The sequence below is a fragment of the Microbacterium sp. LWO12-1.2 genome, from assembly GCF_040675875.1.
Lineage (GTDB): Bacteria > Actinomycetota > Actinomycetes > Actinomycetales > Microbacteriaceae > Microbacterium.
On sequence record NZ_JBEGII010000001.1, the window covers coordinates 490,313 to 514,507 of the forward strand.

Genomic DNA, 24,195 nt, shown 5'->3' on the forward strand with positions numbered 1-24,195 from the left:
TGAACGACCGGTAATTGCCGTTTCCCGTGCCGAAGTGTCAGAATTCGGTGACAGAACGAGGGGGTTCCCATGGCCGTGCTGGACGAGGTCGACCACGCGATCCTCGAGGAGTTGCGCCGCGACGCACGCGCCTCGATGACGGCGATCGCGGATGCCGTGCACATCTCGCGTGCCGGCGCACACGCGCGCATCAAACGGCTCACGGATGCTGGAGTGATCACCGGGTACTCGGTGCGCACGGATCCGGTGCTGCTCGGGCACCACGCCAGCGCCTACGTGACCCTCGCGATCGAGCAGGCGACGTGGCAGGACGTGAGCGCCCGGCTGCGCGCGATCCCCGAGATCGAGCACATGGCACTGGTCGGCGGAGACTACGACGTCATCCTGCTGGTACGCGCCAGCGACGCCCGTGACCTGCGCCGCATCGTGCTGGAGGACATCCAGGCGATCCCGTCGATCCGCTCGACCCGCACGATCCTGATCTTCGAGGACTTCACCCGGGTGTGAGGGTGGGGTTCTGTGGTCACTCGTCGCCCGTAGGTTGTGGCCTGTCGCCGGGTAGGCGGGCTGTTCGCGAGTGGACGGGGTGTTCGCGAGTGCACGGGGTGTTCGCGAGTGTACGGGGTGTTCGCGAGTGTACGGGGTGTTCGCGAGTGGACGGGGTGTTCGCGAGTGGACGGGCTGTTCGCGAGTGGACGGGGTGTTCGCGAGTGCACGGGAAGCCTGCGCGAAGAGGTCGTGCACTCGACGGGATGCCGTGCAGTCGGCGACTGCCGCTGGATCGAGTGCGCGGGTGTCCGGGCGAAGACTGTGGAGAGGTCGCTTTTCGGGGTCGCTGTGCAGGGTGAGTGGGTCGGCATCGTGTTCCGGAATACTAGCCTGACCTGGGCTGTTTTCGGGTGAATCTGGGGTGGGAATGTCGGTGGTCTCGGGTTGACTTGGGGGTATGAACCACCCCGTGGATGTGCTCGACCAGGTCGTCAGCGACCTCGACGGGGTGGTGCGTGCGGGGTCGGTGGCGGGGTCGTCGGATGCCGAGAAGTTCGCGGTGCTGCGCGCGGCGGGTGAGGTGGTGCGGCGGGCGGAAGCGTTGATCGTGGAGACGGTGGCCTCGGTACCGGCACGACCGGCGGGGTCGGGGGATGCGGCGTTCTGTGGACAGTTCGGGTGCCGCAGCATGAGCGAACTGCTGCAACGGGTGCTGCGCACGGACGCGGCGGGGGCGGGACGGGTGATCAAGGCCGCACGACTGGTGCGGCGGGACGTGGACATCAGTTCCGGAGGCTGGCTGCCGGCGTTGTGGCCGCAGTTGCGGGCGGCGCTGGTGGACGGGGCGGTCGGGATCACCGGGTTGTTGGCGGCGACCGGGCCGATCGAACAGGCGCGCGGGCGTGTCGGTGCGGTGGACCGGCTGCGGGCGGACGCGGAACTGGCGGCATGGGCGCGCGGGCGGGACATCGCCGAGGACATCGAGGCTGATGTTGATGTTGATGTTGATGTTGACGTTGATGTTGATGCGGATGCGGATGCGGATGCGGATGCGGATGTCGACGGTGGGCACGCCGGGCCGGCGGCGACGCCGGAGGATCTGCGGATCCTCGCGCAACGCATCGTGATGTTCCTCGACCCCGACGGGGCCGAGCCGGCGGAGGAGATCGCGATGCGGGGTCGCGGGGTGATCCTGGGGCGGGCGAAGAACGGACTCATCCCCATCCACGGGGACCTGTTGCCGGAGACCGCGGGACAGTTGCAGCGGATCTGGGACGCGTATCTGAACCCGAAAGTCGACGGGCCCCCGATGCCGGGTGTGCAGTTCGCACCCTCCGACGACGGTGACGCGCGGGATGCGCAGGATGCGCAGGATCGTGCGGATCGTGCCAGTGACGTGTTGCCGTCCGGGGATCCGGGCGGGCAGGTCGACCCGCGCACCCGGGCGCAGAAGCAGCACGATGCGTTGGCGGCGGTGCTGGGGATCGCCGCCCGCCATGACGAGACACCGAAACTCGGTGGGGCGGCACCGACACTGATCGTGTCCGTGACCGCGGAAGACTACGCGACCGGGCACGGGTGGGCGTCGGTGGACGGGATCGACACCCCGACCACGATCACCGCCGCCCGACACACCGCGTGTGGCGGCACCATCCAACGGGTGTTGTTCGACCCGGACGGCCGCATCGTCGGCATCGGGAGCACGGACCGCATCTTCACCACACCTCAACGCCGAGCGATCGCCCTCCGCGACACGGAATGCCTGATCCCCGGATGCCATGTCCCCGCCTCCTGGTGCGAGATCCACCACGTGCAAGAACATGCCCGCGGCGGGCCGACCCATACCGACAACGGTGTTGCGTTGTGTTGGCACCACCACCGCACCCTCGACACGTCGGGGTGGGAGATCCGCATGGACAACGGTCTCCCCACCGTTCGCGGGCCCGCCTGGTGGGACCCCACACGACGATGGCGCACACCACGACCCCCGTCGCCCCTCACGCGTGTGACCCGGCAGCGCACCGTGCTCAGACGGTAGGGGTGCAGCGAGTGGGCAAGCCTCAGACCCTGGGGGAGTGCGGCGTCCCGACCACCGCGGACCGTGAGTTGCCGCGCGCTCGAGCATCCCTTCGCACTGGAGCATCCCTTCGCACTGGGACATCTGCGGCGCGCTCCTCGACAAGTGCGGGAGAAGGGGGCGATCGAGAATGAGAAGACGACCAGTCTCTTCACGCTGGCCGCATCCCGCTCGAAGGAGAGTCCCGATGTCCGAATCCGCCGCCTCCGCAGCTGCTGCGCTGCTCGACCGCATCCAGGCGCCGCAGGGCGCAGGACGTGAAATCCCGGATGCCGCGACGCGAGAGATCATCGGTCGCGCGCCGGTGCACTCCGTCGCCGAGCTCGACGACGCGATCGCGCGCGCGAAGGCCGCGCAGCCCGCTTGGGAGGCGCTCGGGCATGAGAAGCGCATCGAACTGCTGCTCGCCGCCGCCGATGCGATCGACGCGAACGCCGAGGGGCTCGCCTACCTCCTCTCGCGCGAACAGGGCAAGCCGCTCAACGGTCCGAACGCGCGGTTCGAACTCGGCGCCTGCTCCGCCTGGCTGCGCACCAACGCCGCGACCGTGCTGGAATCGCAGGTGCTCGTCGATGACGAGACCCTGCACGCCGAGCTCGTCTACAAGGCCGCCGGCGTCGTCGGCGCGATCGGCCCGTGGAACTGGCCGCTCATGATCACCATCTGGCAGATCGGGCCGTCGCTGCGCATGGGCAACACGGTCGTTGCCAAGCCCAGCGAGTACACGCCGTTGAGCGTGCTGGCGATGCTCGCTGTGATGAACGAACACCTGCCGGCCGATGTGCTGATCGGCGTCTCGGGCGACCGCGAGGTCGGCGCCCGCTTGGCCTCGCACCCCGACATCGACAAGATCATGTTCACCGGATCGACCGCCACCGGCCGGCGCATCATCGAGAGCTCCGCAGGCAACCTCGCCCGCCTCACACTGGAGCTCGGCGGCAACGATGCCGGCATCGTGCTTCCGGATACGGATGTGGCCGGCATCGCTCAGGACCTGTTCTGGGGGGCCTTCATCAACACCGGGCAGACCTGTGCCGCGCTCAAGCGCCTCTACGTGCACGACTCCGTGTACGACGAGGTCGTCGACGCGCTCGCGGAGATCGCGGCATCCGTCCCGATCGGCAACGGGCTCGACGAGGACAACGTGCTCGGCCCGCTGCAGAACCGCGCACAGTTCGACATCGTGAGCCGCCTGGTCGACGACGCCAAGAGCCGCGGCGCGCGCATCGCGACCGGCGGCGAGGCCGCTCCCGAGCTCGGCGAGCTGTTCTACCGCCCCACGATCGTCGCCGACATCGACAATGACGCGGCCCTGGTGCAGGAGGAGCAGTTCGGTCCCGCGCTCCCCGTGATCCGCTACAGCGACGTCGATGAGGCGTTCGCGCTCGCGAACGCGGTCGATGTGGGCCTCGGAGCCTCGGTCTGGTCGAGCGATCCCGAGGCGGCACGCGCTGCGGCATCGCGCATGCAGTCCGGCACGGTGTGGATCAACTCACATGGCGGGCTGCACCCGATGGTGCCGTTCGGCGGTGTGAAGAGCTCGGGCTACGGGCTGGAGTTCGGCGTCGAGGGGCTCAAGTCCGTCGCGGTCACCCAGGTCGTCTCCGGCCCCGGTCGGAAGGCCTGACCCGTGGGGTCCGTCATCATCGTCGGCGCGGGAACCTCGGGTGCGATCGTCGCGCGGCGTCTGGTGGACGCCGGGGTCGACGTCACGCTCATCGAGGCGGGAAACTACGACACCAACCCGGCCATCCACGACCCCTCACGCGCAGGAGAGCTGTGGCACTCCGCTGACGACTGGGACTTCTTCACCGTGCCGCAGAAGCACGCGGCCGACCGCCGACTGCACTTGCCGCGCGGCAAGGTCACGGGCGGATCGCACGCGCTCAACGCCATGATCTGGGTGCGCGGCGCCGCCTCCGACTACGACGGCTGGGAGCGCGGCGGGGCCACAGGCTGGGGGTGGTCCGAGGTCGAGCCGGTGTTCACCGCGATCGAGAACGACCTGCTTCCTGTCACCGACGACTACCCGCTCTCTCCGATCCAGGCGTCCATCATCGACGCCGCGGTGCAGGAGGGCCTGCCGCGCAATCCGAACTACAACGGCGGAACGCTCGACGGCATCTCGCAGGAGCAGGTGACGATGCGCGACGGCCGCCGGGCGAACACCTGGACGACATACGCGCAACCCGTCGCCGACAGGCTGACCATCCTCACCGGCCGCGAGGTGCACTCCGTGATCGTCGAGGATGGCCGTGCGGTCGGCGTGCGACTGGGGGAGGGCGAGGCGGCGGAGGAGGTGCGTGCCGACGACGTCATCCTGTCGGCGGGCGCCATCGGCACGCCCGTGATCCTGCTGCGCTCGGGCATCGGCCCCGCAGCCGAGCTCGAGGCGCTGGGCATCCCGGTCGTGCAGGACTCGCCGGGCGTGGGCAAGAACCTCCACGACCACCTCCTGTCGCCCGTGATCTTCACCACGGAGAAGCCGGTCGGGCCGCCGCAGCCGGGCGTCTCGGTCACGCAGACGCACCTGTTCTGGCGCAGCCGCGACGACCTCGCCGAGCCCGACACGCAGCCGATCCTGTTCTCGGTACCGATGTGGGGTGAGCTCGAGCCGCGCGGCGACGACGGGTTCTCGCTGATGGCGGGGCTCGTCACGCCGCACAGCCGCGGTGCTCTGACGCTGTCGGGGCCAGGGCTCGCCGACCCGCCGCTCATCGACCTCGCCGCACTCGCGGACGACCGCGATGTGGCGTCGCTCGCCGCGTCGGTGCGCCAGTGCCGGCGGATCGGTGCGCGCCCGGCCCTCGCGGAGGAGTGGGGAGCGGTTGAGGTGTATCCGGGCCCGGACGTCGCGGATGCGGATGTCGAGGACTGGGTGCGCCGCACCGCCATCACCTACCACCACCAGGTCGGCACGTGTCGGATGGGGACCGACGCGGAGTCCGTGGTCGACCCGCAGCTGCGCGTGCACGGCATCCAGGGTCTGCGTGTGATCGACGCCTCGGTCATCCCCACGGTGCCCACCGGCAATACGAACGCCCCCGCCGCGATGATCGGCGAACGCGGCGCTCGATTCGTGCTGGAGGGCTGAGCCGAGCAGAGAAGAGCCCCCGCCTGCGAACAGACGGGGGTTCTTCTCTGCACCGGGAGCGCGTCCTCAGCGCGTGTAGACCTCACGGCCGGCGAACCATGTCGAGATGACCTCGGTGTGCACGATCTCGTCGGCAGGACCGGCGATCGCGTCGCGTGCGAGCACCACGAAGTCCGCAGACTTGCCCACAGCCAGAGAACCGGTCTCGGCGGCGAGGCCCATGGCGGTCGCCGCGTTGATCGTGAAGACCTCCAGTGCCTCCTCGGCGGTGATGGCCTGCTCGGGCCACAGCACGCCGGGCGCCCGGCCGAGCGGATCGGCCCTGGTCACCAGCCCCTGCAGACCTTCGAGGGTGTTCGGGGACTCGCTCACCGGCCAGTCCGAACCACCGGCGACGAGGGCGCCCGCGTCGATCAACGCCCGGTTCGGCTGCGAGTGCTCGGCGCGTTCGCCCAGCACATCGGCCAGCGCCTGGGGGATGACTCCGGGGTACCAGATGAAGGGCGAGATGTCGGCCGAGACGTCGAGTGCGTGCAGACGCGGGATGTCGGAGTCGGCGAGGAACTGTCCATGCGCGATCTGGATCGGCGTGGTGATCCCTTCAGCTCGCAGCGCCTCGGCGACATCGAGCACCAGCCGAGCCGAGCCGTCTCCGGTGCAGTGCACCTTGGCGCCGAGCCCGCGGGCGGCGACCGCGCGCAGCCATCCGGCGAGCTCGTCGAAGGTCATGGTCGTCTCGCCGTGGAAGTGCGCGCCGTGCGCGGCATCCGCCGGGTACGGCTCCAGGAACGAGGCGGTCCGCGCCGGCGGCACCCCGTCGAGGAAGATCTTCACGAAGTCCGGGCGGTGGTGCGCGGTGCGGAACTCCTCGCCACGGGCGATAAGTGGCTCGCCGATCGGGTCGACGCCGAAGATCTCGTCGTTGATCAGCAGCGAGGAGACGACCCACGCGTGGAGCTCGTCTGCGCGGTCCAGGTCGGCCAGTGCCTGCAGGATGTCGATCGAGACTCCGGCGTCCTGGAACGTGGTGATGCCGAACGAGTTCAGCAGCTCGACGCCACGGCGGGAGGCCGCCGCGTGCTGCGCTGGCGTGAGTCCGCCGCTGCGGTCGTAGGCCTCCTGCACCGGGATGCCGGCCGCTTCGAGCAGCACGCCGGTCGGGGTGCCGTCGTCGGGGTCGAGCATCGTCACTCCGGACGAGGGGATGCTCCCGGCGGTGATGCCCGCCAGTTCCAGCGCCCGGGTGTTCGCCCAGCGGTTGTGGCGCGAGTCCTCGACCAGCACGACGGGGCGCCCGCCTGCGGCCTCGTCCAGCCGCAGACGCGAAGACGTGTTCGCGAGGTCGGGCAGCAGCGTGGTCGGCACGGCGCCGCCGACGATCCAGGCGTCCTCCGGAAGGGTGGTCGCCTTCTCCCGCACGCGGTCGAGGATCTCGTCGAGCGTCAGCGACGGCGGCAGCGAGAGCTCGAACAGATCGGTGCGACCGGCGAGCGCGTGGTGGTTGTGCACATCGACGAACCCGGGGTACACGGCGGCGTCGCCGACCTCGAGCATCCGGGTGCGCCGCCCGCGGAAACGCTCGATGTCGGCCGGAGAGCCGACCGCGAGGATTCTGCCGTCGCGCACGGCGAACGCCTCGACCACCGGATTCGTCCGATCCGCGGTGCGGATCATGGAACCGGTGACGATGAGGTCGGCGACCTCCGTCATCTCAGGCGTCTCCGAACGTGGCGGGCTCGAGCTCTGGCGTGTGCAGGGTCGTCGACAGCAGGCGTCCGTGCGCACCGAATGTGAAGTGCGTGGGCACCTCGCCGGTCTCGTCGAGCCCGAACAGCACACCGTGCGAGCGGATCGCGTTGACGTCGCGGTGGTCGGCGATCGTCACAGAGGCGCAGGGGATGACCTTCTCACGCCACGCGAAGATGTAGATGCCGGGGCGCACCTCCCACACGCTGTTCTCATCGGTGTCGGCGAGGCCGCGCTCGGGGCCGGCCAGGCACTGCCACGAGTACCAGCGCGGAGACAGGTACACGTGCTCGTAGGCGTGCTCGGTGCTGTACACCCACTCGACGCGTCGCCCGATGAGCGTCGTGGTGGGCGCCGCCTCGGCGCCGGACACCTCGACGCCTTCGATCACGCTGGGCGCGAAGACGTGCTGCACGCGGGTGCGGCCCTTCTCGGGCGCGGGCAGGATGATCGAGATGATCGCGAGCGCGCGGCCCTGCCGCAGATCGAGCACGAGCGAGACGGCCTCGTTCGGCAGGTAGCGGTGGTGGAACTGCACGAAGTACAGGTCGTCATCGACCTCGAAGGCCTCGTAGTCGTCCGTGTCCGCGGCGGCCGCCGTCGGGTCCTCGGTGCCGGGCTGGTACTCCCAGGCGACCGTGGTGTCGGAGAAGCGGTGCACGATCCGTGTGCCTCTGGCGTCGACGACCGCGATCTCGCGACCGCTGAGCGCTGTGCTGTGCGGCGCCTTGTTCGCGTCGAAGCCGGGGGCGAGGCCCTCGAGCGGGAGCCAGGTGGACGTGTCGGCGGGGTTCAACGTGGTCATGCGTGTTCCTTCTCTCGGAGGGGCGGATGCGGGGAGCGTCAGCGGTTGCTGAACTGCTCCAGGTCGGAGGAGAGGCCTTCGTACACGGCGGGCTTCGCGCGCTTCAGGTAGACGCCGTAGACGATGCCGCCGATGACGGCCAGCACGAGGAGCAGGGGCATCAGCCGGATCGCGAGCTCTTCGGACCCGGCGACGATGTTGAAGTTCACGATCGCGAGCACCGAGATCGCGGCGATGCCGAGGAAGCCGATCCCGGGGGCGATGAAGGTGCTCCACCAGCGGGGGTCACGACCGCGGCGGAAGTACACCACGATCGAGATGGCGGCGAGGCCCTGCAGGATCAGCACGCTCAGGGTGCCGAAGCCGAGCATGGCGGGCACCAGGGTGACGATCGGGTCGGCCCCGGCGATCGCGAAGATGATCGCGACGATGCCGGCGAAGGACGCCTGCACGATGCCGGCGAGCTGCGGGGCGCCGTTCGCACGGGTGCGGGCGAGAGCCTGCGGCAGGATCCGCGCCCGTCCGAGCGAGTAGAGGTATCGGGTGGCGGAGTTGTGGAATGCCAGCATCGCGGCGAACAGGCTCACCAGGAGCAGCACCATCATCACGGTCGTGAGCGGTCCGCCCAGGTACTGCTGCGAGAGCGTGAAGATCAGGTCGCCCGTGGGCAGGTGCTCGAGCGCGGTCGCCTGCGCCTGCGCCACGCCGGTCGCGCTCACCACGGCCCAGGTCGTGACACCGAGGATGATGCCGATCGCGATGATCGAGGTGTAGGTCGCCCGCGGGATCGTGCGCAGCGGCTGCTTGGCCTCTTCGCTGAACAGCGCGGTCGCCTCGAACCCCAGGAAGCCGGTCGCCGCGAGCAGCAGGCCGATGGGGAGAGAGCCGGAGAACACGGCCTCCGGGCTGAACGCGGCCAGGTCGTAGCCGGTCTGCACCAGCACCGAGACGTCGAACACGACCAGCATGAGCACCTCGAGCACCAGACACACGCCCAGCACCTTCGAGCTGAAGTCCACCCCGATGCGTGCGAGCACGAAGCACACCACGATCGACAGCAGTCCCCAGACGAGCCAGTGCACGTCGAGACCGGTGAGGTCGCGGATGATCGTCTGCATGAAGAAGCCGCTGGTGCCGATCGTGCCCACCACGAAGAAGTTGTAGCCGATCGTGGCGATGAGCCCGGCGATCAGCCCGCCGGTGCGGCCGAGACCCTTCACGACGAAGGCGTAGAACCCTCCGGCGTTGACCAGCTGCTTCGACATCTGCGCGTAGCCGACCGCGAACAGCAGCAGGATCGCCGCGACCAGGAAGAACGACATCGGGGTGCCGCCGCCGTTGCCGAGCGCGATAGCGAGCGACGCCACGACGACGATGCCCGTCAACGGCGCGACGGCCGCCAGCACGAGGAAGACGATGCCGGCGACGCCGAGGGCGCCCGGTCGGAGGGAAGTGTGGTTCTGCGTCGTGGACGCAGATGTCGGGTCTGCCACGTCGGCTCCTTTGCTCGGTGACGGCCGTGCGTGCACGGCATCGACGACGAGGGGGATCGTCGATAGAGCGAGTCTGCTCGCGCGGCGGCGACCGCGCTTGACCCTGAGCGAAAGACGATGGTGTCAGCGTGCACAGCCCGCACCCACCCGTTCGCCCTGGCGAGAGCGAGGGCCAGGATGACGGAGAAGACACCGCCGTCCTCCTCACGCGCCACTCCGGCGCAGGCGCCGCGGTCGAAGGACACGATGGACCTCCACCTGACCGGCACGACCGCCCTCATCACGGGCGCCGCCAGCGGCATCGGCCGGGCGACCGCGCTCGCGCTCGCCGCAGAGGGGGTGCGCGTCGCACTGCTGGATCGTGACGCGACGGCGCTGGAGGCGACCGCCGCAGCCGTGCGCGCCCAGTGCCGTGCTGACGCGTTGCTGTTCGTCGCCGACCTCACCGACGAGGCGCAGGTCCAGCGCGCCGTCGATGCCGCGATCGCCGAGCTCGGGTATCTGGACGCGGTGGTGTGCTGCGCGGGGATCTCCGGACCGGTCGGTCGGGGGATCGAACAGACGTCACTCGCCGAGTGGAACGCCGTGTTCGCGGTGAACGTCACCGGGGCGTTCCTCGTGCTCCGGCAGGCGCTTCCGGCCCTGCGCGCGGCAGCTTCGGCATCCGTCGTCCTGCTCTCCAGCGACTCCGCGATCGTCGCCTCACCGGGCATGGTGCCCTACGCCGCATCGAAGGCCGCGCTGGTGCAGTTCGCCCGTGCGCTGTCCGTCGACCTCGCGGGTACCGGCATCCGGGTGAACACGGTGGCGCCGTCGATCGTCGACACCCCGATGAGCCGTGGAGACCTGGGGGCCGCCGCGTTCGACGCTCCGGAGTTCCCCGTGCAGTCGGCGGCCGAGGTCGCCGCCCACGTGGCCTACCTGGTCTCGCCACGCAGCCGGGCGGTCTCCGGCACCACCCTCCTCAGCGACTTCGGATTCAGCGCGCGTTCCGGCTTTCCCGCCTAGCGCGACATCGCCCCTCGACATCCCGCGCACACGCGCCAGAACACACAACAAGGAGCAGACATGGGACTTGCGGTCGGATCGACGGTCTCCGGACGCGTCGTCGTCATCACGGGAGGCGGCACCGGCATCGGCGCCGCCATCGCGGAGCGCTACGCGGCAGAGGGCGCGCACGTCGTGGTCGTCGGTCGTCGACCGGAGCCGTTGCAGGCCGTGGAGCGTGCCGTGGGCGCGCACCCGGTCGTGGCGGATGCCGCCGACACGGCGTCAGCGAAGGCCGCAGTCGCCGACGTGCTGGCGAAGTTCGGGCGCATCGACGTGCTCGTCGCCAACGCCGGAGGGCACGGCTTCTCACCGGTCGCCGACACCGACGACGCGGGGTGGGATGCGGCGATCCGCGCCAATCTCACCACGGCCTTCGTCATGGCCAGGGAAGCGCTGCCGGCGCTGCTCGAATCCAAGGGGCAGATCGTGATCGTGTCGTCGCTCGCCGGGCTGTTCGCCGGCCCGTCGGTCGCGGGATACACGGTCGGCAAGCACGCCCTGATCGGACTCACCCGCACACTCGCACGCGACTACGGTCGGCACGGGGTACGCGTGAACGCGGTGTGCCCCGGGTGGGTGCAGACGCCGATGGCCGACGAGGAGATGGACGAGTTCGCCTCGCACGCGGGCCTGGAGTCGCGGGAGGAGGCCTACGCCACGGTCACGGCCGACGTGCCGCTGCGGCGTCCAGCACGCCCGGCCGAGATCGCCTCGGTGGTGCGCTTCCTGGGGTCAGGGGAGTCGTCGTACATCACCGGCTCGGTCATCGTCGCGGACGGCGGATCGCACGTGGTGGACGTGCCGACCATCGCCTTCGACCACGCCGGGATGTAGCTCGCCCCTGAGTCACCCTGACCCCGCCTGAGGTGACACCTGTGGTCGGAGACGGCGGCCGATTGCGACGTGGGGTGGAAAGTCGACGGGGGCGAGGCGCCCGGGCGGCTCAGCTCAGGGTCAACGCGAAGCCGTCGGACGTGGGCACCACCGCGACCTGCGTGAGGTCGTCCACACGGTAGGTCGGGTGGTGCGCACCGGCGTGCGGTCCGACCCCGAGCACGCGCATGCCCGCGGCGAGGCCGGCCTGGATGCCGGCGCCGGAGTCCTCGAACACGATGCAGTCGGCAGGGTCGACGCCGAGCAGCTGCGCGCCGAGCAGGAACCCCTCCGGGTCGGGCTTCGACGCCGACACGTTCTCGGCAGTGACGGTGATGGCGGGGACCGTGAGGCCGGCTGCCTGCATCCGTGCAGTCATCAGTGCCACGTTCGCCGAGGTGACGATCGCGTGGGGGTACGGGAGCAGCGACTCGAGCACCGCGCCGGCGCCGGGGATCGTCACGACGCCGTCCACATCACTCGCCTCGGTGGCGAGCATGACGTCGTTCTCGTGCAGGTTGATGGCGTGATCGCGCTCAGGGAGCATGATCGCCATGCTCTGATGCCCCTGTCGTCCGTGGATCACGCTCAGCACGGTCGCCGGGTCGATCCCGTGCGGCTCCGCCCACGCCAACCAGAGCCGCTCCACGACGGCGGTCGAGTCGACGAGGGTGCCGTCCATGTCGAGCAGGACGGCGCGGGCGCTGATGGTCTGGGTCACCCCCTCAGGCTAACCGCAGCGGATACCGTCGGCCGACGTCGCCGGCCGGCCCTGCCCCGCACCTGGCCCTGTACCCGCCCCGCCCCGCACCTGTACCCGCCCCGCACCTGGCCCCGCCCCGGCGCCGTCTGAAGGACCGATCGCCGTCTGAAGGACCGATCGCCGTCTGCAGGACCGATCGCCGGGGAACGGTCCTGCAGACGGCCGTTTCTCCTGCATTCCGCGCGCCCCTACCGACGGCGCCCCGACCGACGGCGCCCCGACCGACGGCGTTCCGACCGACGGCGCCTCGACCGGATTCGGCGCCCGGACCGGATTCGGTGCCCGGACCGGATGCGCGCCCGACCGCACGCCGTCAGCCGCCCAGATACGCACGGTGCAGCAGCTCAGGGTCACCCGTGAGCGCCTCCGAAGTGCCCTGGAACGATACCTGCCCGCCGGCGACCACGACGGCGTCGCGCGCGAGACCGAGCGCGAGCTGGGTGAACTGCTCGACCAGCAGCACGCCCACCCCCGACTGGGCGATCGACTGCACGATCGGCATCAGCCGCAGGAACACCACCGGAGCGAGTCCCAACGACATCTCGTCGATCAGCAGGATGCGCGGTTTCGCGGCGAATGCGCGGGCGAGCACGACCATCTGCTGCTCGCCACCGGAGAGCAGCGCGGTGGGGGAGTCGATGCGCTTCTCCAGCTCGGGGAACTGCGCCAGCGCGGCATCCAGCTCGGCCGGTGTGCGGGCGGTCAACGAGATGTTCTCCCGCACCGTGAGGGAGGGGAAGACCGCCCGCCCCTGCTCGATGTGCACGATGCCCCGCCGCGCGCGTGCGACGCGGGACAGCTTGTCGATCGGCTCCCCGTCGAGCGTGATGGTGCCGGCGGAGTGCGGGGTCACGCCCGAGATCGATTCGATCAGGCTCGTCTTGCCGGCGCCGTTCGGGCCGACCAGTGCAAGCACCTCCCCGCCGTTCACGCGCAACGAGACGTCGGAGATCACGGGACCAGCCCCACGGCTGACCGTCACGGCGTCCAGTACGAGTTCGCTCATTTCAGCAGCTCCGTCTCTCCCATGTACGCTTTGACGACCGCGGGGTTCGCGAGCACATCGGCCTGCGGTCCGCTCGCGAGCACCCGACCGAAGTCGAGCACCGTGAGTGTGGGGCACACCGAGCGCACCAGGTCGAGGTCGTGCTCGATGATGATGAGCGCGACGCCGTAGCGCGCGGGAAGTTCACGCAACCGTGCCGCGAGGGCCAGGTGCTCCTCATGCGACAGGCCGGCGGCCGGTTCGTCGAGGATCAGCAGCCGTGGGCGGGCCACCACGTTCGCGGCCACCTCCACCAGCCGGCGCGTGCCGACGTCGACGCTCGACAGCCGTGCGCGTGAGGGCGGGCAGCCGAAGAACGCCAGCACCTCCTCGATGTCGGCGGTCGCGAGCCGTCGCCGTGCGACGAACCGCACGTAGGCGCCGATCGTGAGGGAGGGCGGCACCCGGTCCTGCTGGAACGTGCGCCGCAGTCCGAGCCGGGCGCGCCGGGTCGGCGAGAGGCGGGCGAGGTCGCGGTCGCCGAGCAGCACGCGTCCGGTGTGCTGGGGCAGGAACCCGCTGATGGCATCCACGAAGGTCGACTTCCCGGCGCCGTTCGGGCCGATCAAGCCCATGATCGACGCCGCAGGCACCTGGAACGACACATCGTCGAGGGCCTTGAGCGCGCCGAACTGCACCGTGAGGCCGTCGACGGTCAGCACCGGCGCCCCGTCGAGCACGGAATCGTCGACCGTCGCCGTGGTGGTCGTGGTGATGACCGCGGCATCCGGCTCGGCATCCACCGGCAGCGCGGTGAGCTGCGCCTGCGCCGCCCTCCGATCCGCACGGCGGTAGAAGAGGTTGCGGATGCCCTGGCCGAGGTTCGTGCCGCTGGTGAGCGCCTGCACGCCCAGCACGCCGAACACCACGAAGCCCCAGTCCTGCGGGATGCCCCAGCGCTTGAGCAGCTCTGGCACCAGCACCCAGAGGATGCCGCCGAAGATGGCCATGTCGATCAGATGTGCACCCGACATGACCGCCAGCACGTACAGCGCGAGCGACTGCAGTGGCGTGAAGCTCGAGGCGAAGGGGAGCTGCACCTGTCCGGCGAGCAGTCCGCCCGCGATGCCGCCGAGCGCGGCCGAGACGGCGAACGCCGTGAGCTTGGCGATCTGCACGCTCTGGCCCGCGGCCGCGGTGCCTCGTTCGGAGAACGCGACGGCCTTCCAGCTCGAGCCCCAGCGGCTGCGTTGCAGGAAGAACACCGCGAGCGCGCACAGGGCGAGCACGACGATCGACAGGAAGAAGAACTGCCGATCGTTGGAGAACATCGCGGGGCGCTCGATCGCGGTGCCGTCGGCCGAGCCGGGGAACTGGATCTGCACGAGCGTGACATCGGCTGCGGCGGCGAAGCCGAGAGTGACCACGGCGAGGTTCACTCCGCGCAGGCGCAGAGCGGGCAGCCCGACCAGCACGCCAACGAGACCGGCAGCGATTCCGCCCAGCACCAGCCAGACGACGAAGCCGCCCGGAGCCTGCATCACGTTCAGCAGCGACACGATCCAGGCGCCGACAGCGGCGAAGGTGAGCTGGCACAGCGCGATCATCCCGGCGGATCCGGTCACGATGCCGAGGCCGAGGATCGCGATGGAGGCGATGACAGCGCTGATCGCGAGGAAGACGAAGTACCCGGGCAGCGCCGCGCTCAGGATCGCACCGACACCGATCGCGGCGAGGGCGACCGCGAACGGCCAGGAGACCCGGAACGTCCGGCTCTCGGTGAAACGGGGGCGGTCAGCGAGCGGCATCCCACACCTCCTTGCGTTGCGTCCACAGCAGCAGGACGACGATGAACAGGAACGGGAGGAAGTTGCGCACCAGGGCGACCTCGTCGATCTGCGCGACGAGACCGCCCAGTACGCCGAGCACGACGCCGCCGACCACGGCGAGGTCGAGACGTCGGAAGCCGCCGAGCAACGCGGCTGCTGCTGCGGGGACGATCAGCATCGCCAGGCTCGTCGCGTCGTTCGACTGCGACGGAGCGACGATCATGATCGCGATCGCACTGATGACGCCCGTGACGAACCAGACGGCGATCGAGAGCGGACGGGAGCGGATGCCGAGGAGCTCGGCGGTGGTCGGTCGCTCCGAGAGCGCCCGCAGCTGCGTGCCGACGCGGGTGCGTCGCAGCACGATCCGCACCACGATCGCGGTCACGATCGCCATCGCCACGGTCGCGACCGTCACCTGGCTGATCACGACACCGCCGAACGAGAAGGCGGGACCGGCGATGATCGGGGTGAACGGCTGCGGCTTGTTGCCGAACAGGATGAACGACATCGAGATCAGCAACAGCAGTGGCCCGACCGTCATGGCGGAGCGTGTGGTGGTCGAGGCCTCCGACAGCCAGGTCGCGGCGATGAAACCGATGGCCGCGGCCAGCAGTCCGGCGACGAGAACGCCGAGCACGGATCCGAGCCAGATCGGCAGCCTGATCTCCCGGACGAACCATACGGCGGTGAACGCTCCGAACATGCCCGTCGCGGCCTGCGCGAAGTTGACCACCCGCACGAGCCGCGACATGAGCGTGAGGCATACGCCGAGGACGGCGTAGAGGCCGCCGGCAGCGAGACCGGCGATGGCGCCTTGCAGCATCAGGCGTCCTTTCTGATTGAGGGGGATGGGCCCTTCGACAGGCTCAGGGACCCAGCACCCGTGGGTCGCGGGACCCCGAAGCGGGTCGGGACCCGAAGTGGGTCGCTGGACCCGAAGCGGGTCGCGGGACCCCGAAGTGGGTCGCTGAGCCTGTCGAAGCGCAGACGGAGGCGCCTATTCGCCGATGCGGAGCCAGTCGTCTGCGACCTTCTCCCAGGCGTTGGTGCCGGACTTCAGGATGATCGGCCATCCCGCGGTGTTCTGCGTGCCGAACGCGTAGGGCGTTCCGACCATTGGGTTCTCGATCGGCTCCATGCTCTTGAGTGCCTCCGAGACGCTCTCGCGTGTGATGTCGCCATCGATGCCCTCGAGCACCTCGATGAAGTACTTCGCGGCGAGGTATCCGCCCTGGCTGAACGAGGTGAGCGGAATGTCGTTCGCCTCCATGAGCTCACGCCAGTCGGCATTGATCTCGTCGTCATCCGTGAAGGGGTAGAACTCGGCTGGCACGTAGATGCCGGCGCCGGCGTTGTCGATCGCATCGGCGAAGTTCTCGCTGTAGACGCTCGTCAGGTACAGCCAGGTCACGTCATCCCACCCCTGGGCGTTCGCGGCCTTGACCTGCCCGATCGCGTCGGGCTCCACCGGGTTGATCGCCAGTGCCTTGCAGCCCTGGTCCCGTGCCTTGACGATGTACGGCGTGTAGTCGGATGCGCCGTACGGCACGGTGTCATCGACGTACTTGGGCTCCTTGCCGGTGATCTCGGTCCACTTGTCGATCGCCGCCTGATAGGTGGGGCGGGTGGAGCCGGCGATCTCGAGCAGGATGCAGATGTCGTCCAGACCGAGCACCTCGGAGCCGTACTGCAACGTGAGGGTCATGTCGTTGAACGGGCCGACGTTCGCGGGCGAGATGTTGTCGCTCGCGAAGCACCCGGTGTCGACACCGATTCCGGGCATCGACAGGATGCCCTCCTGTTCGTAGTACTTGGCGTTGATCTCGCATTCGATCAGGCTCGCGGAGCCGACCAGTGCGACGGCGCCGTCGCTGCCGACCAGCTCGCGGGCCGAGGCGGTCGCCGTGGCGGGGTCGCCCTTGTCGTCGAGCGTCTTGTAGTCGATCGTGCGTCCGTCCAGGCCGCCGGCCTCGTTGAACGCGTCGAAGACCGCCGCCGCGGCGAGCGAGGCCTCGGGGAAGGTCGCCGGTCCGCTGATCGTGTTGACGGAGCCGACCACGATGGGGGCGCCGTCGCCTCCGGATCCCGCGTCTCCGCCGGTGCAGCCGGCGAGGGTGAGGGCTGCCACGGCGATGAGTGCCGCGGTGCCGGATGCTCGTCTGTTCATGTGCTTCCTGCCTCTCGTGTGTGCGTGTGGTGCTGTGTGTGAGTTGCTGCTCATGCCTGGGTCCCTGAGCCTGTCGTCCCCTGGGTCCCTGAGCCTGTCGTCCCCTGGGTCCCTGAGCCTGTCGAAGGGCGCAGCGCGCGGTTGACCATCTCTGTGTCGGTGAACTGCTCGAACGCGACGACCCGTCCGTCGACCAGGCGCCAGACGTGCGCGACCCTGGCCGCGAAGAAGCGGCCGGTGCGGGTGTAGGTGCCGGAGTATGTGCCGATCCCGATCACGGTGTCGCCGCCGTCCACGACCTCGTCGATCGCGACCGTGTAGTCGTCCCACTCGTCCTGGATGCGGGCGAAGACGTTCGCCGCGACGGCATCCGGTCCGACGTAGGTGCCCGCATACGGGAAGCCGGCGGCCTCCGTCCAGCGCACGTCGGGGGCGAGCGGCGCCAGCATGCCGTCGATGTCGCCGCGGTCGCTGGCGGCGTAATGCTCGCGGATGATGTCTGCGTTGCTCATGAGTCGTCTCCTCGATCCGCGGGTCAGACGGGCTGGGCGTCGGGGTAGGTCACGGAACCCAGGGGGTAGATGTGGCCGCCTCCGCGCGAGTGCTCGGCCTGGCCGTCGCCGTTCAGGCCGAGGAAGATCCCCGTGGTCATCAGCTGGTAGCCGAGGTCGTGCAGCCACACGCTCGCGACCGCGATGCGGAACTCGCGGAAGCAGAACAGGTAGAGCCCGTCGGCGAACTTCCACACGGTCGACAGGTCCATGTCGCCGTGACCCCGCTGCACGCCCTCCAGGCACTGCCAGGCGTAGCGCTGGCTCGACACGTACACGTGCTCGTACAGGTGGTGCGGGCTGTAGCGGTAGATGTTGCGCTTGCCGATCAGGTCGCGGCTCGGCCCGGGGATCTCGCCGGTCGCGGTGCCGGCGTCGGTGGTCGCGGCCCAGAAGTCCTGGCCGACCTGCGGCACGCCCTCCACCGCCTCGGCGGCGATGCGGGAGCGGATGACGGTGGCGCGATGCGTCGTGGAGGAGAACACCACCGTGAGCGCTTCACGTTCGCGGCTCTCGAGCGGGATGTTGACGAACACCACGTCGTCGCGCACCCGCACCGCGTCGTAGGGGTCGGTCCCTGATGCGTCCAGTCCGCTCCAAGTCACGGCATCCGCGTCGAAGCGGAGCGACAGGGTGGTGTCATCATCGAGCGTGAGCGTCACGGCGGTGCCGGCCAGCTGCGTGTTCGGCAGGCGGAACGTGTCGATGCCGGCGGCGAACTCGTCGTAGGTGCGCCATTCATCGAGCGCCGGGTCGGTGGAGATGTCGGTCATGGAGGTCCAGACGTCGCACGTGGCGGAGCCTCTTCGCTCCGGGCGCCGCCTCATCGCGGTGCGCTTGCCTCATGCTCGGTCCGGGCCCGTCATCCCCTCAAGGGTGCGGCTGCCATCGCGCGCCGAGAGTCAACCGGCGTGCCCTCCCGGGCAAGGATCCGGGGTCGCCGTCTCACTCCGGTGCGACCTGCAGGACCGTTCGCCGTCTGCAGGATCGTCTGCCGGGCAACGGTCCTGCAGGTGGCGGTCTCTCCTGCATTCGGCGCGCGATGCCGAGCGCACGTCGGACACCGAGGGCATGTCGGATGCCGAGGGCATGTCGGATGCCGAGCGCACGTCGGATGCCGAGCGCACGTCGGACACCGAGCGCACGTCGGACACCGAGGGCATGCCGTCGGCGACGCATCCGGCCGGCAGCGTACCCGGCGCGGCGACGTCAGCGGGCTGCGCGGTACTCGCTGGGGGAGACCCCGAACGCCGACTTGAATGCGCGGCTGAAGTGCGCGGCGTCGACGAATCCCCAGCGCGCGGCGATCGCCGCCACCGGGCGATCGGCGAGCATCGGGTCGAGCAGATCGCGGCGGCACTGCTCCAGTCGCCGCGTGCGGATCCAGGTCGACACCGTCACACCCTGCTCCTGGAAGAGGCCGTGCAGGTGCCTGGTCGAGATGAAGTGCGCGGAGGCGATCGACGCGGGACCGAGATCGGTCGACGCGAGGTTGCGGTCGATGTACGAGCGGATGCGCTGCACGAGAGCGCGATGCGGATCGGCCGAGACCTCGTCGAGCCCGAGCTCGCGGGTGAACACGGTCGTCACCAGGTCGAGCGCGCTGTGGGCGAGGCGGGCGCCGGTGGTGCCGGCGAGCTGGTCGAGGTTGCCCGCCAGCTGCGTCAGATACGGCACGACCATGCCGCCGAGGCCCTCGTGACCCGAGATGCGCACGGCGGTGAGTTGGCCGATCATGTCGGAGGGCAGGCTGATCAGGTGCTTCGGGAACATCACGACCATCGTGCGGAAGTCCTCGTCGAACACGAGGGAGTACGGGCGGTCGGTGTCGTACACGGCAAGGTCGCCGGCCTGCAGCACGGCTTCGCGGTCGTCCTGGATCAGCATCCCGGTGCCGGCGAGCATCAGGCTCACCTTGAAGTACGAGCGGTCACCACGGGCGATGAGCTCGGGTGTGCGCTCCACGACGTGCGAGGTGGCGCGCACCTCGGTGACATGGACCTCGTCGACCGATGCTCCGCGGATCACTCCACGGAAGTGGTCGGGGCCGCCGCTGGAGACCTGCAGCGGCACGAAGGACTCGGAGACGGCGGCGCGGAACTCACTGATGTTGCGCGCGACAAGAGTGGACACCGATTCGGCGGGGGCAGCGGGTGCACCGTTCATGACTGATCACCTCGGGATGGTGGAACGACGACGTTGTATACGATCCGTTCCGCGATGGTATCACCGGCGACGCCCGAGCGGGGCGACTTCTAGGATGTGGATCGGAAGGGTGCGCCATGAGAGCTTTCGGGGAGTGGGTCCGGCAGGTGCTGAGGCAGCTGCGCGGGCCGGAGACAGCGGATGCCGTGTTCGAGGCGACCGCGCTGATCGTGGGCGCCGCCTTCCTGGTTCTCGGCTTCGCGATCGGATGGCCGGTGTTCTGGGGCCACGAGCTGGCGATCAGCGGCACCGGTTCCATCGGTGCGTTCGCGGCATACGGGGGAGCGGCCACCGCCGCCATCGCGTTCGTGCTCGGACGGCTGGTCGTGCGACCGGAAGAGCGGAGTCCCGACGCCATCCGCGACGGGTTCAGTGTGCCGGGCGACAGACTGCGCTGGTACGACCTCGCGGCGATCGCCTTCGCCCACGCCGCGATCGCGTACCTCGGATGGCTCGGCATCGCCAAGCTCCTGGAGAGCAGCTTCACCGATGCGCCGGTGTACCCCTTTCCCGGTGCGCTGCTGGTCGGCGTGGCCTTCGCGCTCACGGCATACGTCTCGTTCCTCAGCAGCGTCGCGCTCACACCGATGGTGCTCTCGCTCGTGCTCGCGGTGTTCCTCGTGGTCGGTGCCTTCGCCAGCATGCTCGCCTCGAACGACCCGCACTGGTGGCGCGACAACCTGTCGGCGCTCGGCATGAGCTCGAACAGTGCGTCGCTCGCCTTCAACGCCACGCTCGTCATCGCAGGCGTGATGGTGACGACGATCGCGCGCTATGCCACGGCGGGACTTCCCGCGACAGCCCCGGACGACCGCCGAGGGCGCTTCATCGTGCGCGGCGGTCTGATCCTGATGGGCATCTTCCTCGCCTGCGTCGGCATCTTCCCCGTGGACGAGTTCTTCCTGCTGCACAACACGGTCGCCACCGGGATGACCGTGGTGTTCGCGGTGGTCGTGATCGGCCTGCCCTGGTTCGTGCGCACGATCCCTCGGGTCTTCGTGGCGTTCGGGTGGGCGTACGTGCTGGTCATCATCCTGCTCGCCGCCTTCTTCGCGGTCGGCTACTACAACCTCACCGCGGTGGAGCTGATCGCGGCGGTGCTGATCTTCAGCTGGATCATCGTGTTCCTGCGCACCGCGGGGTCGGTGACGGGGCAGCCGGTGGTGGAGCGCGAGGAGAAGGCGATCGCCTGAGCGGGAGACGGCGACACCGCGCGACGACTCAGTCGCGTCGGAGTGCCTGCGCGGCGTCGGCCGTGCGCTGGAGCGCGTGCACGGTGTGCGCATGACGCCGCTGCGCGACCCCGACGAAGAGGCAGTCGACGAGGGCGAGCTGTGCGATCCGGCTCACCATGGCGCCGGCACGGAAGCGCGATTCGCGCGCGTGGGTGAACAGCACATGGTCGGCGACCGCTGCGAGTGCGGAATCCGCGGCGCTCGTGACACCGATCGTGGTCGTGCCCGCCGCCCGCGCTGTCTGCAGGAACTGCAGGGTCTCGGTGGTCGTCCCCGAGTTCGAGAAGCCGATCGCCACCGTCTTCTTGGCGCCGAGCGCGGCGGCCGCACTGGCCTCGTGCGCGTCGGAGAGCACGATCGCGGTGCGTCCGATCCTGAGCAGCTTGTGACCCAGATCGTCGGCCACCAGCCGGCTCGCGCCGACACCGAACAGCAGGATCCGGTTCGCGTGATCGATGGCCTCGACCGCGGTGGCGAGCACGCCGTAGTCGAGGTTGGCGACGGTCTCCTCGATCGCGAGCAGCTCGAGGGCCGCGACCTTGCCGACTGCTTCCCTGAGTGAGTCGCCCACCGCGATCTCTGAACCGAACCCGGACGGCGCACTGAACTGCACGGATTCGCGACCGAGTTCGGTGGCGAGGGCCATGCGCAGCGCCGCATACCCGCGCAGGCCGATCGCGCGGCAGAAGCGCACGACCGAAGCGACCGAGGTGTCGCACCGAGCGGCCAGCTCGGAGATGGTGCTCTCGACCGCGGTCGTCGGGTTGTCACGGATCACCCGGGCGATCCGTGCGAGCGAAGGGGGGAGAGTCTCGGCTGCGTTCGCTATGGTCGTCTGAACGCTCATACCTCTCCTCGTGATCTCGTGCGGGGTGTTTTGTGTTCCGCATCTGTGCGCGCTTCCAGTGGGCGCGCGCGAGGCGCGTGCTCGATGGACAATTGTTTCATGGATGCGCGGCAATGCGTAGACTATTTTCATGAGTTCTCCGCACCGGGTCGTCGCAATCGACCTCGGCAAATCCCGCTGCCGCGTCGCCGTCGACGGTGCGCGTCACGACGGTCTCGGTGCGCCCGGCCTGGCGGCGACCGAGGGGGTCGCTGCGGCGCTCGCGGCTATCCGCCCCCTGCTCGACCGCATCGACGGTGACGTCGCACTGCTCGGTGTCGGCGCCGCCGGTGCCTGGGCGGCGCCGTCCGCGGCACAGGATCTCGCCTCGGCGCTCGCCGCGGCGACCGGTGCCCGTGTCGCCGTGGCATCCGATGTCGTGACGGCGCATGCCGGTGCGCTCGGCGGCGGCGAAGGCGTGCTGCTCATCGCCGGCACCGGAGCAGCGGCTCTCGGCATCGACGCCGACGGCGCGCGACTGGTAGACGGCTGGGGTCCGGAGCTCGGCGACTTCGGCAGCGGGTCGTGGCTCGGGCGGGAGGCGTTGCGCGCTGTGCTGCGCCACTCCGCTGGCCTGTCTTCGGATACCGCGCTCACCGCGGCCATCGCGGACCGCATCGGCACCGCAGCCGAGGTCCCCGCCTGGCTCGCGCAGTCCGACCCCCTTCCTCGCCGTCTCGCGACCCTCGCGCCGCTGGTGCTGGATGCGGCAGCCGATGGCGACCTGGTCGCCGGTGAGATCGCGGTGGAAGCCGTGCGACTGCTCACCGCCTCCGCCGTCGCCGCGTCGTCCCGCACCCTCGACGTGACGCTGCACGGCGGACTCACCGACCACGCCTGGTTCCACTCCGCCCTCGTCGCCGCACTGCACGCGGCGGGGCGACGCAGCGTGCCCGCTGCGGGTGATGCGCTGGAGGGCGCGTCACTCCTCGCGCGCCGCACCGATCTCCCCCACGAAAGGTTCGTGCACCGTGCCGAATGAAGATGCGCCGAATGAGAATGCGCTGAACGAAGACACCCGACTGACCGCCCTCCTCTCGGTGCTCGAAGGCCTCGGCACGGAGGCGTCGACCACAGAGCGCGGCGACCTCGATCTGCTCGACACCGTCGAGCTGGTGCAGCGGATGAACGCCGAAGACACGCGGGTGCCGGCGGCTGTCGCCGAGCGCACCGCCGAGATCGCGACGGCGGTCGACGGCATCACCGAGCGCTTCCGCCGGGGTGGGCGGCTGATCTACATCGGTGCCGGTACCGCGGGGCGCGTCGGCGTGCTCGACGCGAGCGAGTGCCCTCCGACTTTCGGCACGGACCCCTCGATGGTCGTCGGACTGATCGCCGGGGGCGAGACCGCCATCCGCTCGGCCGTCGAGAACGCCGAAGACGACGCGGCGGCCGCCGAGACCTCGCTGCGCGAACTCCTGCTCTCCGAGAACGACACGGTCGTGGGGATCTCGGCATCCGGCCGCACGCCCTACGTCATCGGTGGACTCGAGTACGCCCGCGGTGTCGGTGCCCTGACGGTCGCGATCGCCTCGAACGCCGACTCCGCGATCGGTGCCGCGGCCGAGATCGCGATCGAGGTCGTCACCGGCCCCGAGTTCATCTCCGGGTCGACCCGCTTGAAGTCCGGCACCGCGCAGAAGCTCGTCGTCAACATGCTGACCACGCTCTCGATGATCAAGCTCGGCAAGACGTACCGCGGTGTGATGGTCGACCTGCAGGCCACGAATGAGAAACTCCATGCCCGTTCGATCCGCACGGTCTCCCAGCTCGCTGGTGTCGGGGTCGATGAAGCCACGACCGCGCTGGCATCCGCTCAGGGGTCGGTCAAGCTCGCCGTGCTGATGCTCGCGACCGGCGCATCCGCGGACGCGTCGACATCAGCGCTCGCTGCCGCCGACGGCATCCTGCGCGACGCGATCACGGCGCTGTCCTGAGTCGTCG

At 69.6% G+C, this 24,195-nt stretch carries 21 protein-coding genes; 9 read left to right on the plus strand and 12 right to left on the minus strand.

The genetic code is table 11. The features are described 5' to 3' along the window. Window positions 1-69: 69 nt before the first annotated feature. From MRBLWO12_RS02290 to MRBLWO12_RS02305, 4 genes are all read left to right on the plus strand, one after another. Entirely contained in the window at window positions 70-507 is a 438-nt protein-coding gene (locus tag MRBLWO12_RS02290; RefSeq protein WP_363552291.1) for an Lrp/AsnC family transcriptional regulator, read from the plus strand. Between the two features lie 439 nt (window positions 508-946). After that, complete coding sequence (locus tag MRBLWO12_RS02295) at window positions 947-2,527, plus strand: HNH endonuclease signature motif containing protein (protein WP_363552293.1); 1,581 nt, start codon at window positions 947-949, stop codon at window positions 2,525-2,527. 226 nt (window positions 2,528-2,753) lie between these two features. Next, on the plus strand, window positions 2,754-4,193 hold the full coding sequence (locus MRBLWO12_RS02300; protein ID WP_363552295.1) for an aldehyde dehydrogenase family protein: 1,440 nt from the start codon (window positions 2,754-2,756) through the stop codon (window positions 4,191-4,193). Between the two features lie 3 nt (window positions 4,194-4,196). Beyond that, the gene (locus MRBLWO12_RS02305; protein ID WP_363552297.1) at window positions 4,197-5,660 is read left to right on the plus strand and encodes a GMC family oxidoreductase; all 1,464 of its coding nucleotides are present in this window, start codon (window positions 4,197-4,199) and stop codon (window positions 5,658-5,660) included. A 66-nt stretch (window positions 5,661-5,726) separates the two neighbouring features. Here the strand turns inward: MRBLWO12_RS02305 and MRBLWO12_RS02310 are convergent, their stop codons facing one another. Genes MRBLWO12_RS02310 through MRBLWO12_RS02320 form a run of 3 tightly spaced genes read right to left on the minus strand, consistent with a single transcriptional unit; the run spans window position 5,727 to window position 9,704 of the window. Further along, window positions 5,727-7,370 carry an amidohydrolase gene (locus MRBLWO12_RS02310; protein ID WP_363552299.1) on the minus strand — a complete coding sequence of 548 codons (1,644 nt, stop codon included), beginning with the start codon at window positions 7,368-7,370 and terminating at the stop codon, window positions 5,727-5,729. Window position 7,371: 1 nt separating this feature from the next. After that, a complete protein-coding gene (locus MRBLWO12_RS02315; RefSeq protein WP_363552301.1) occupies window positions 7,372-8,211 on the minus strand; it encodes a molybdenum cofactor biosynthesis F family protein in 840 nt (279 codons plus the stop codon). Between the two features lie 38 nt (window positions 8,212-8,249). Further along, window positions 8,250-9,704 carry an APC family permease gene (locus MRBLWO12_RS02320; RefSeq protein ID WP_363552303.1) on the minus strand — a complete coding sequence of 485 codons (1,455 nt, stop codon included), beginning with the start codon at window positions 9,702-9,704 and terminating at the stop codon, window positions 8,250-8,252. 177 nt (window positions 9,705-9,881) lie between these two features. On the opposite strand from MRBLWO12_RS02320, the gene MRBLWO12_RS02325 reads away from it, so the two are divergent. Next, complete coding sequence (locus MRBLWO12_RS02325) at window positions 9,882-10,712, plus strand: SDR family NAD(P)-dependent oxidoreductase (protein WP_363552305.1); 831 nt, start codon at window positions 9,882-9,884, stop codon at window positions 10,710-10,712. A 60-nt stretch (window positions 10,713-10,772) separates the two neighbouring features. Further along, on the plus strand, window positions 10,773-11,588 hold the full coding sequence (locus MRBLWO12_RS02330; protein WP_363552307.1) for an SDR family NAD(P)-dependent oxidoreductase: 816 nt from the start codon (window positions 10,773-10,775) through the stop codon (window positions 11,586-11,588). A 109-nt stretch (window positions 11,589-11,697) separates the two neighbouring features. On the opposite strand, the gene MRBLWO12_RS02335 is transcribed toward MRBLWO12_RS02330, so the two are convergent. The 8 genes from MRBLWO12_RS02335 to MRBLWO12_RS02370 all read right to left on the minus strand — a co-directional run bounded on the left by MRBLWO12_RS02335 (window position 11,698) and on the right by MRBLWO12_RS02370 (window position 20,091). Beyond that, complete coding sequence (locus MRBLWO12_RS02335) at window positions 11,698-12,348, minus strand: HAD-IA family hydrolase (protein WP_363552309.1); 651 nt, start codon at window positions 12,346-12,348, stop codon at window positions 11,698-11,700. A 355-nt stretch (window positions 12,349-12,703) separates the two neighbouring features. Then, window positions 12,704-13,396, minus strand: a complete 693-nt coding sequence (locus tag MRBLWO12_RS02340; RefSeq protein WP_363552311.1) for an ABC transporter ATP-binding protein — start codon at window positions 13,394-13,396, stop codon at window positions 12,704-12,706. After that, window positions 13,393-15,183 (minus strand): ABC transporter permease subunit, encoded by a 1,791-nt coding sequence (locus MRBLWO12_RS02345; protein ID WP_363552313.1) that lies wholly within the window; start codon window positions 15,181-15,183, stop codon window positions 13,393-13,395. Before MRBLWO12_RS02345 ends, MRBLWO12_RS02340 begins: the two co-directional genes overlap by 4 nt. Further along, entirely contained in the window at window positions 15,170-16,030 is an 861-nt protein-coding gene (locus MRBLWO12_RS02350) for a branched-chain amino acid ABC transporter permease (RefSeq protein WP_363552315.1), read from the minus strand. Before MRBLWO12_RS02350 ends, MRBLWO12_RS02345 begins: the two co-directional genes overlap by 14 nt. 174 nt (window positions 16,031-16,204) lie before the next feature. Continuing rightward, the gene (locus MRBLWO12_RS02355; protein ID WP_363552317.1) at window positions 16,205-17,374 is read right to left on the minus strand and encodes an ABC transporter substrate-binding protein; all 1,170 of its coding nucleotides are present in this window, start codon (window positions 17,372-17,374) and stop codon (window positions 16,205-16,207) included. A gap of 50 nt (window positions 17,375-17,424) precedes the next feature. Then, window positions 17,425-17,886, minus strand: coding sequence for a nuclear transport factor 2 family protein (locus MRBLWO12_RS02360; RefSeq protein WP_363552319.1), 462 nt, complete (start codon window positions 17,884-17,886; stop codon window positions 17,425-17,427). Window positions 17,887-17,909: 23 nt separating this feature from the next. Continuing rightward, entirely contained in the window at window positions 17,910-18,698 is a 789-nt protein-coding gene (locus tag MRBLWO12_RS02365; protein WP_363552321.1) for a MoaF C-terminal domain-containing protein, read from the minus strand. Between the two features lie 436 nt (window positions 18,699-19,134). Next, window positions 19,135-20,091, minus strand: a complete 957-nt coding sequence (locus MRBLWO12_RS02370; RefSeq protein ID WP_141872725.1) for a helix-turn-helix domain-containing protein — start codon at window positions 20,089-20,091, stop codon at window positions 19,135-19,137. Window positions 20,092-20,207: 116 nt separating this feature from the next. Here MRBLWO12_RS02370 and MRBLWO12_RS02375 point away from each other — a divergent pair, with 116 nt between their 5' ends. After that, window positions 20,208-21,323: a DUF998 domain-containing protein gene (locus tag MRBLWO12_RS02375; RefSeq protein ID WP_363552323.1), complete on the plus strand. Its 1,116-nt coding sequence runs from the start codon at window positions 20,208-20,210 to the stop codon at window positions 21,321-21,323. Window positions 21,324-21,351: 28 nt separating this feature from the next. Here the strand turns inward: MRBLWO12_RS02375 and MRBLWO12_RS02380 are convergent, their stop codons facing one another. After that, the gene (locus MRBLWO12_RS02380) at window positions 21,352-22,212 is read right to left on the minus strand and encodes a MurR/RpiR family transcriptional regulator (protein ID WP_363552325.1); all 861 of its coding nucleotides are present in this window, start codon (window positions 22,210-22,212) and stop codon (window positions 21,352-21,354) included. Window positions 22,213-22,342: 130 nt separating this feature from the next. On the opposite strand from MRBLWO12_RS02380, the gene MRBLWO12_RS02385 reads away from it, so the two are divergent. Together MRBLWO12_RS02385 and murQ are read left to right on the plus strand one after the other, a co-directional pair. Further along, window positions 22,343-23,233 carry an N-acetylglucosamine kinase gene (locus MRBLWO12_RS02385; RefSeq protein WP_363552327.1) on the plus strand — a complete coding sequence of 297 codons (891 nt, stop codon included), beginning with the start codon at window positions 22,343-22,345 and terminating at the stop codon, window positions 23,231-23,233. Beyond that, a complete protein-coding gene (gene murQ, locus MRBLWO12_RS02390) occupies window positions 23,223-24,188 on the plus strand; it encodes an N-acetylmuramic acid 6-phosphate etherase (RefSeq protein WP_363552329.1) in 966 nt (321 codons plus the stop codon). Before MRBLWO12_RS02385 ends, murQ begins: the two co-directional genes overlap by 11 nt. The last annotated feature ends 7 nt before the right edge of the window (window positions 24,189-24,195 follow it).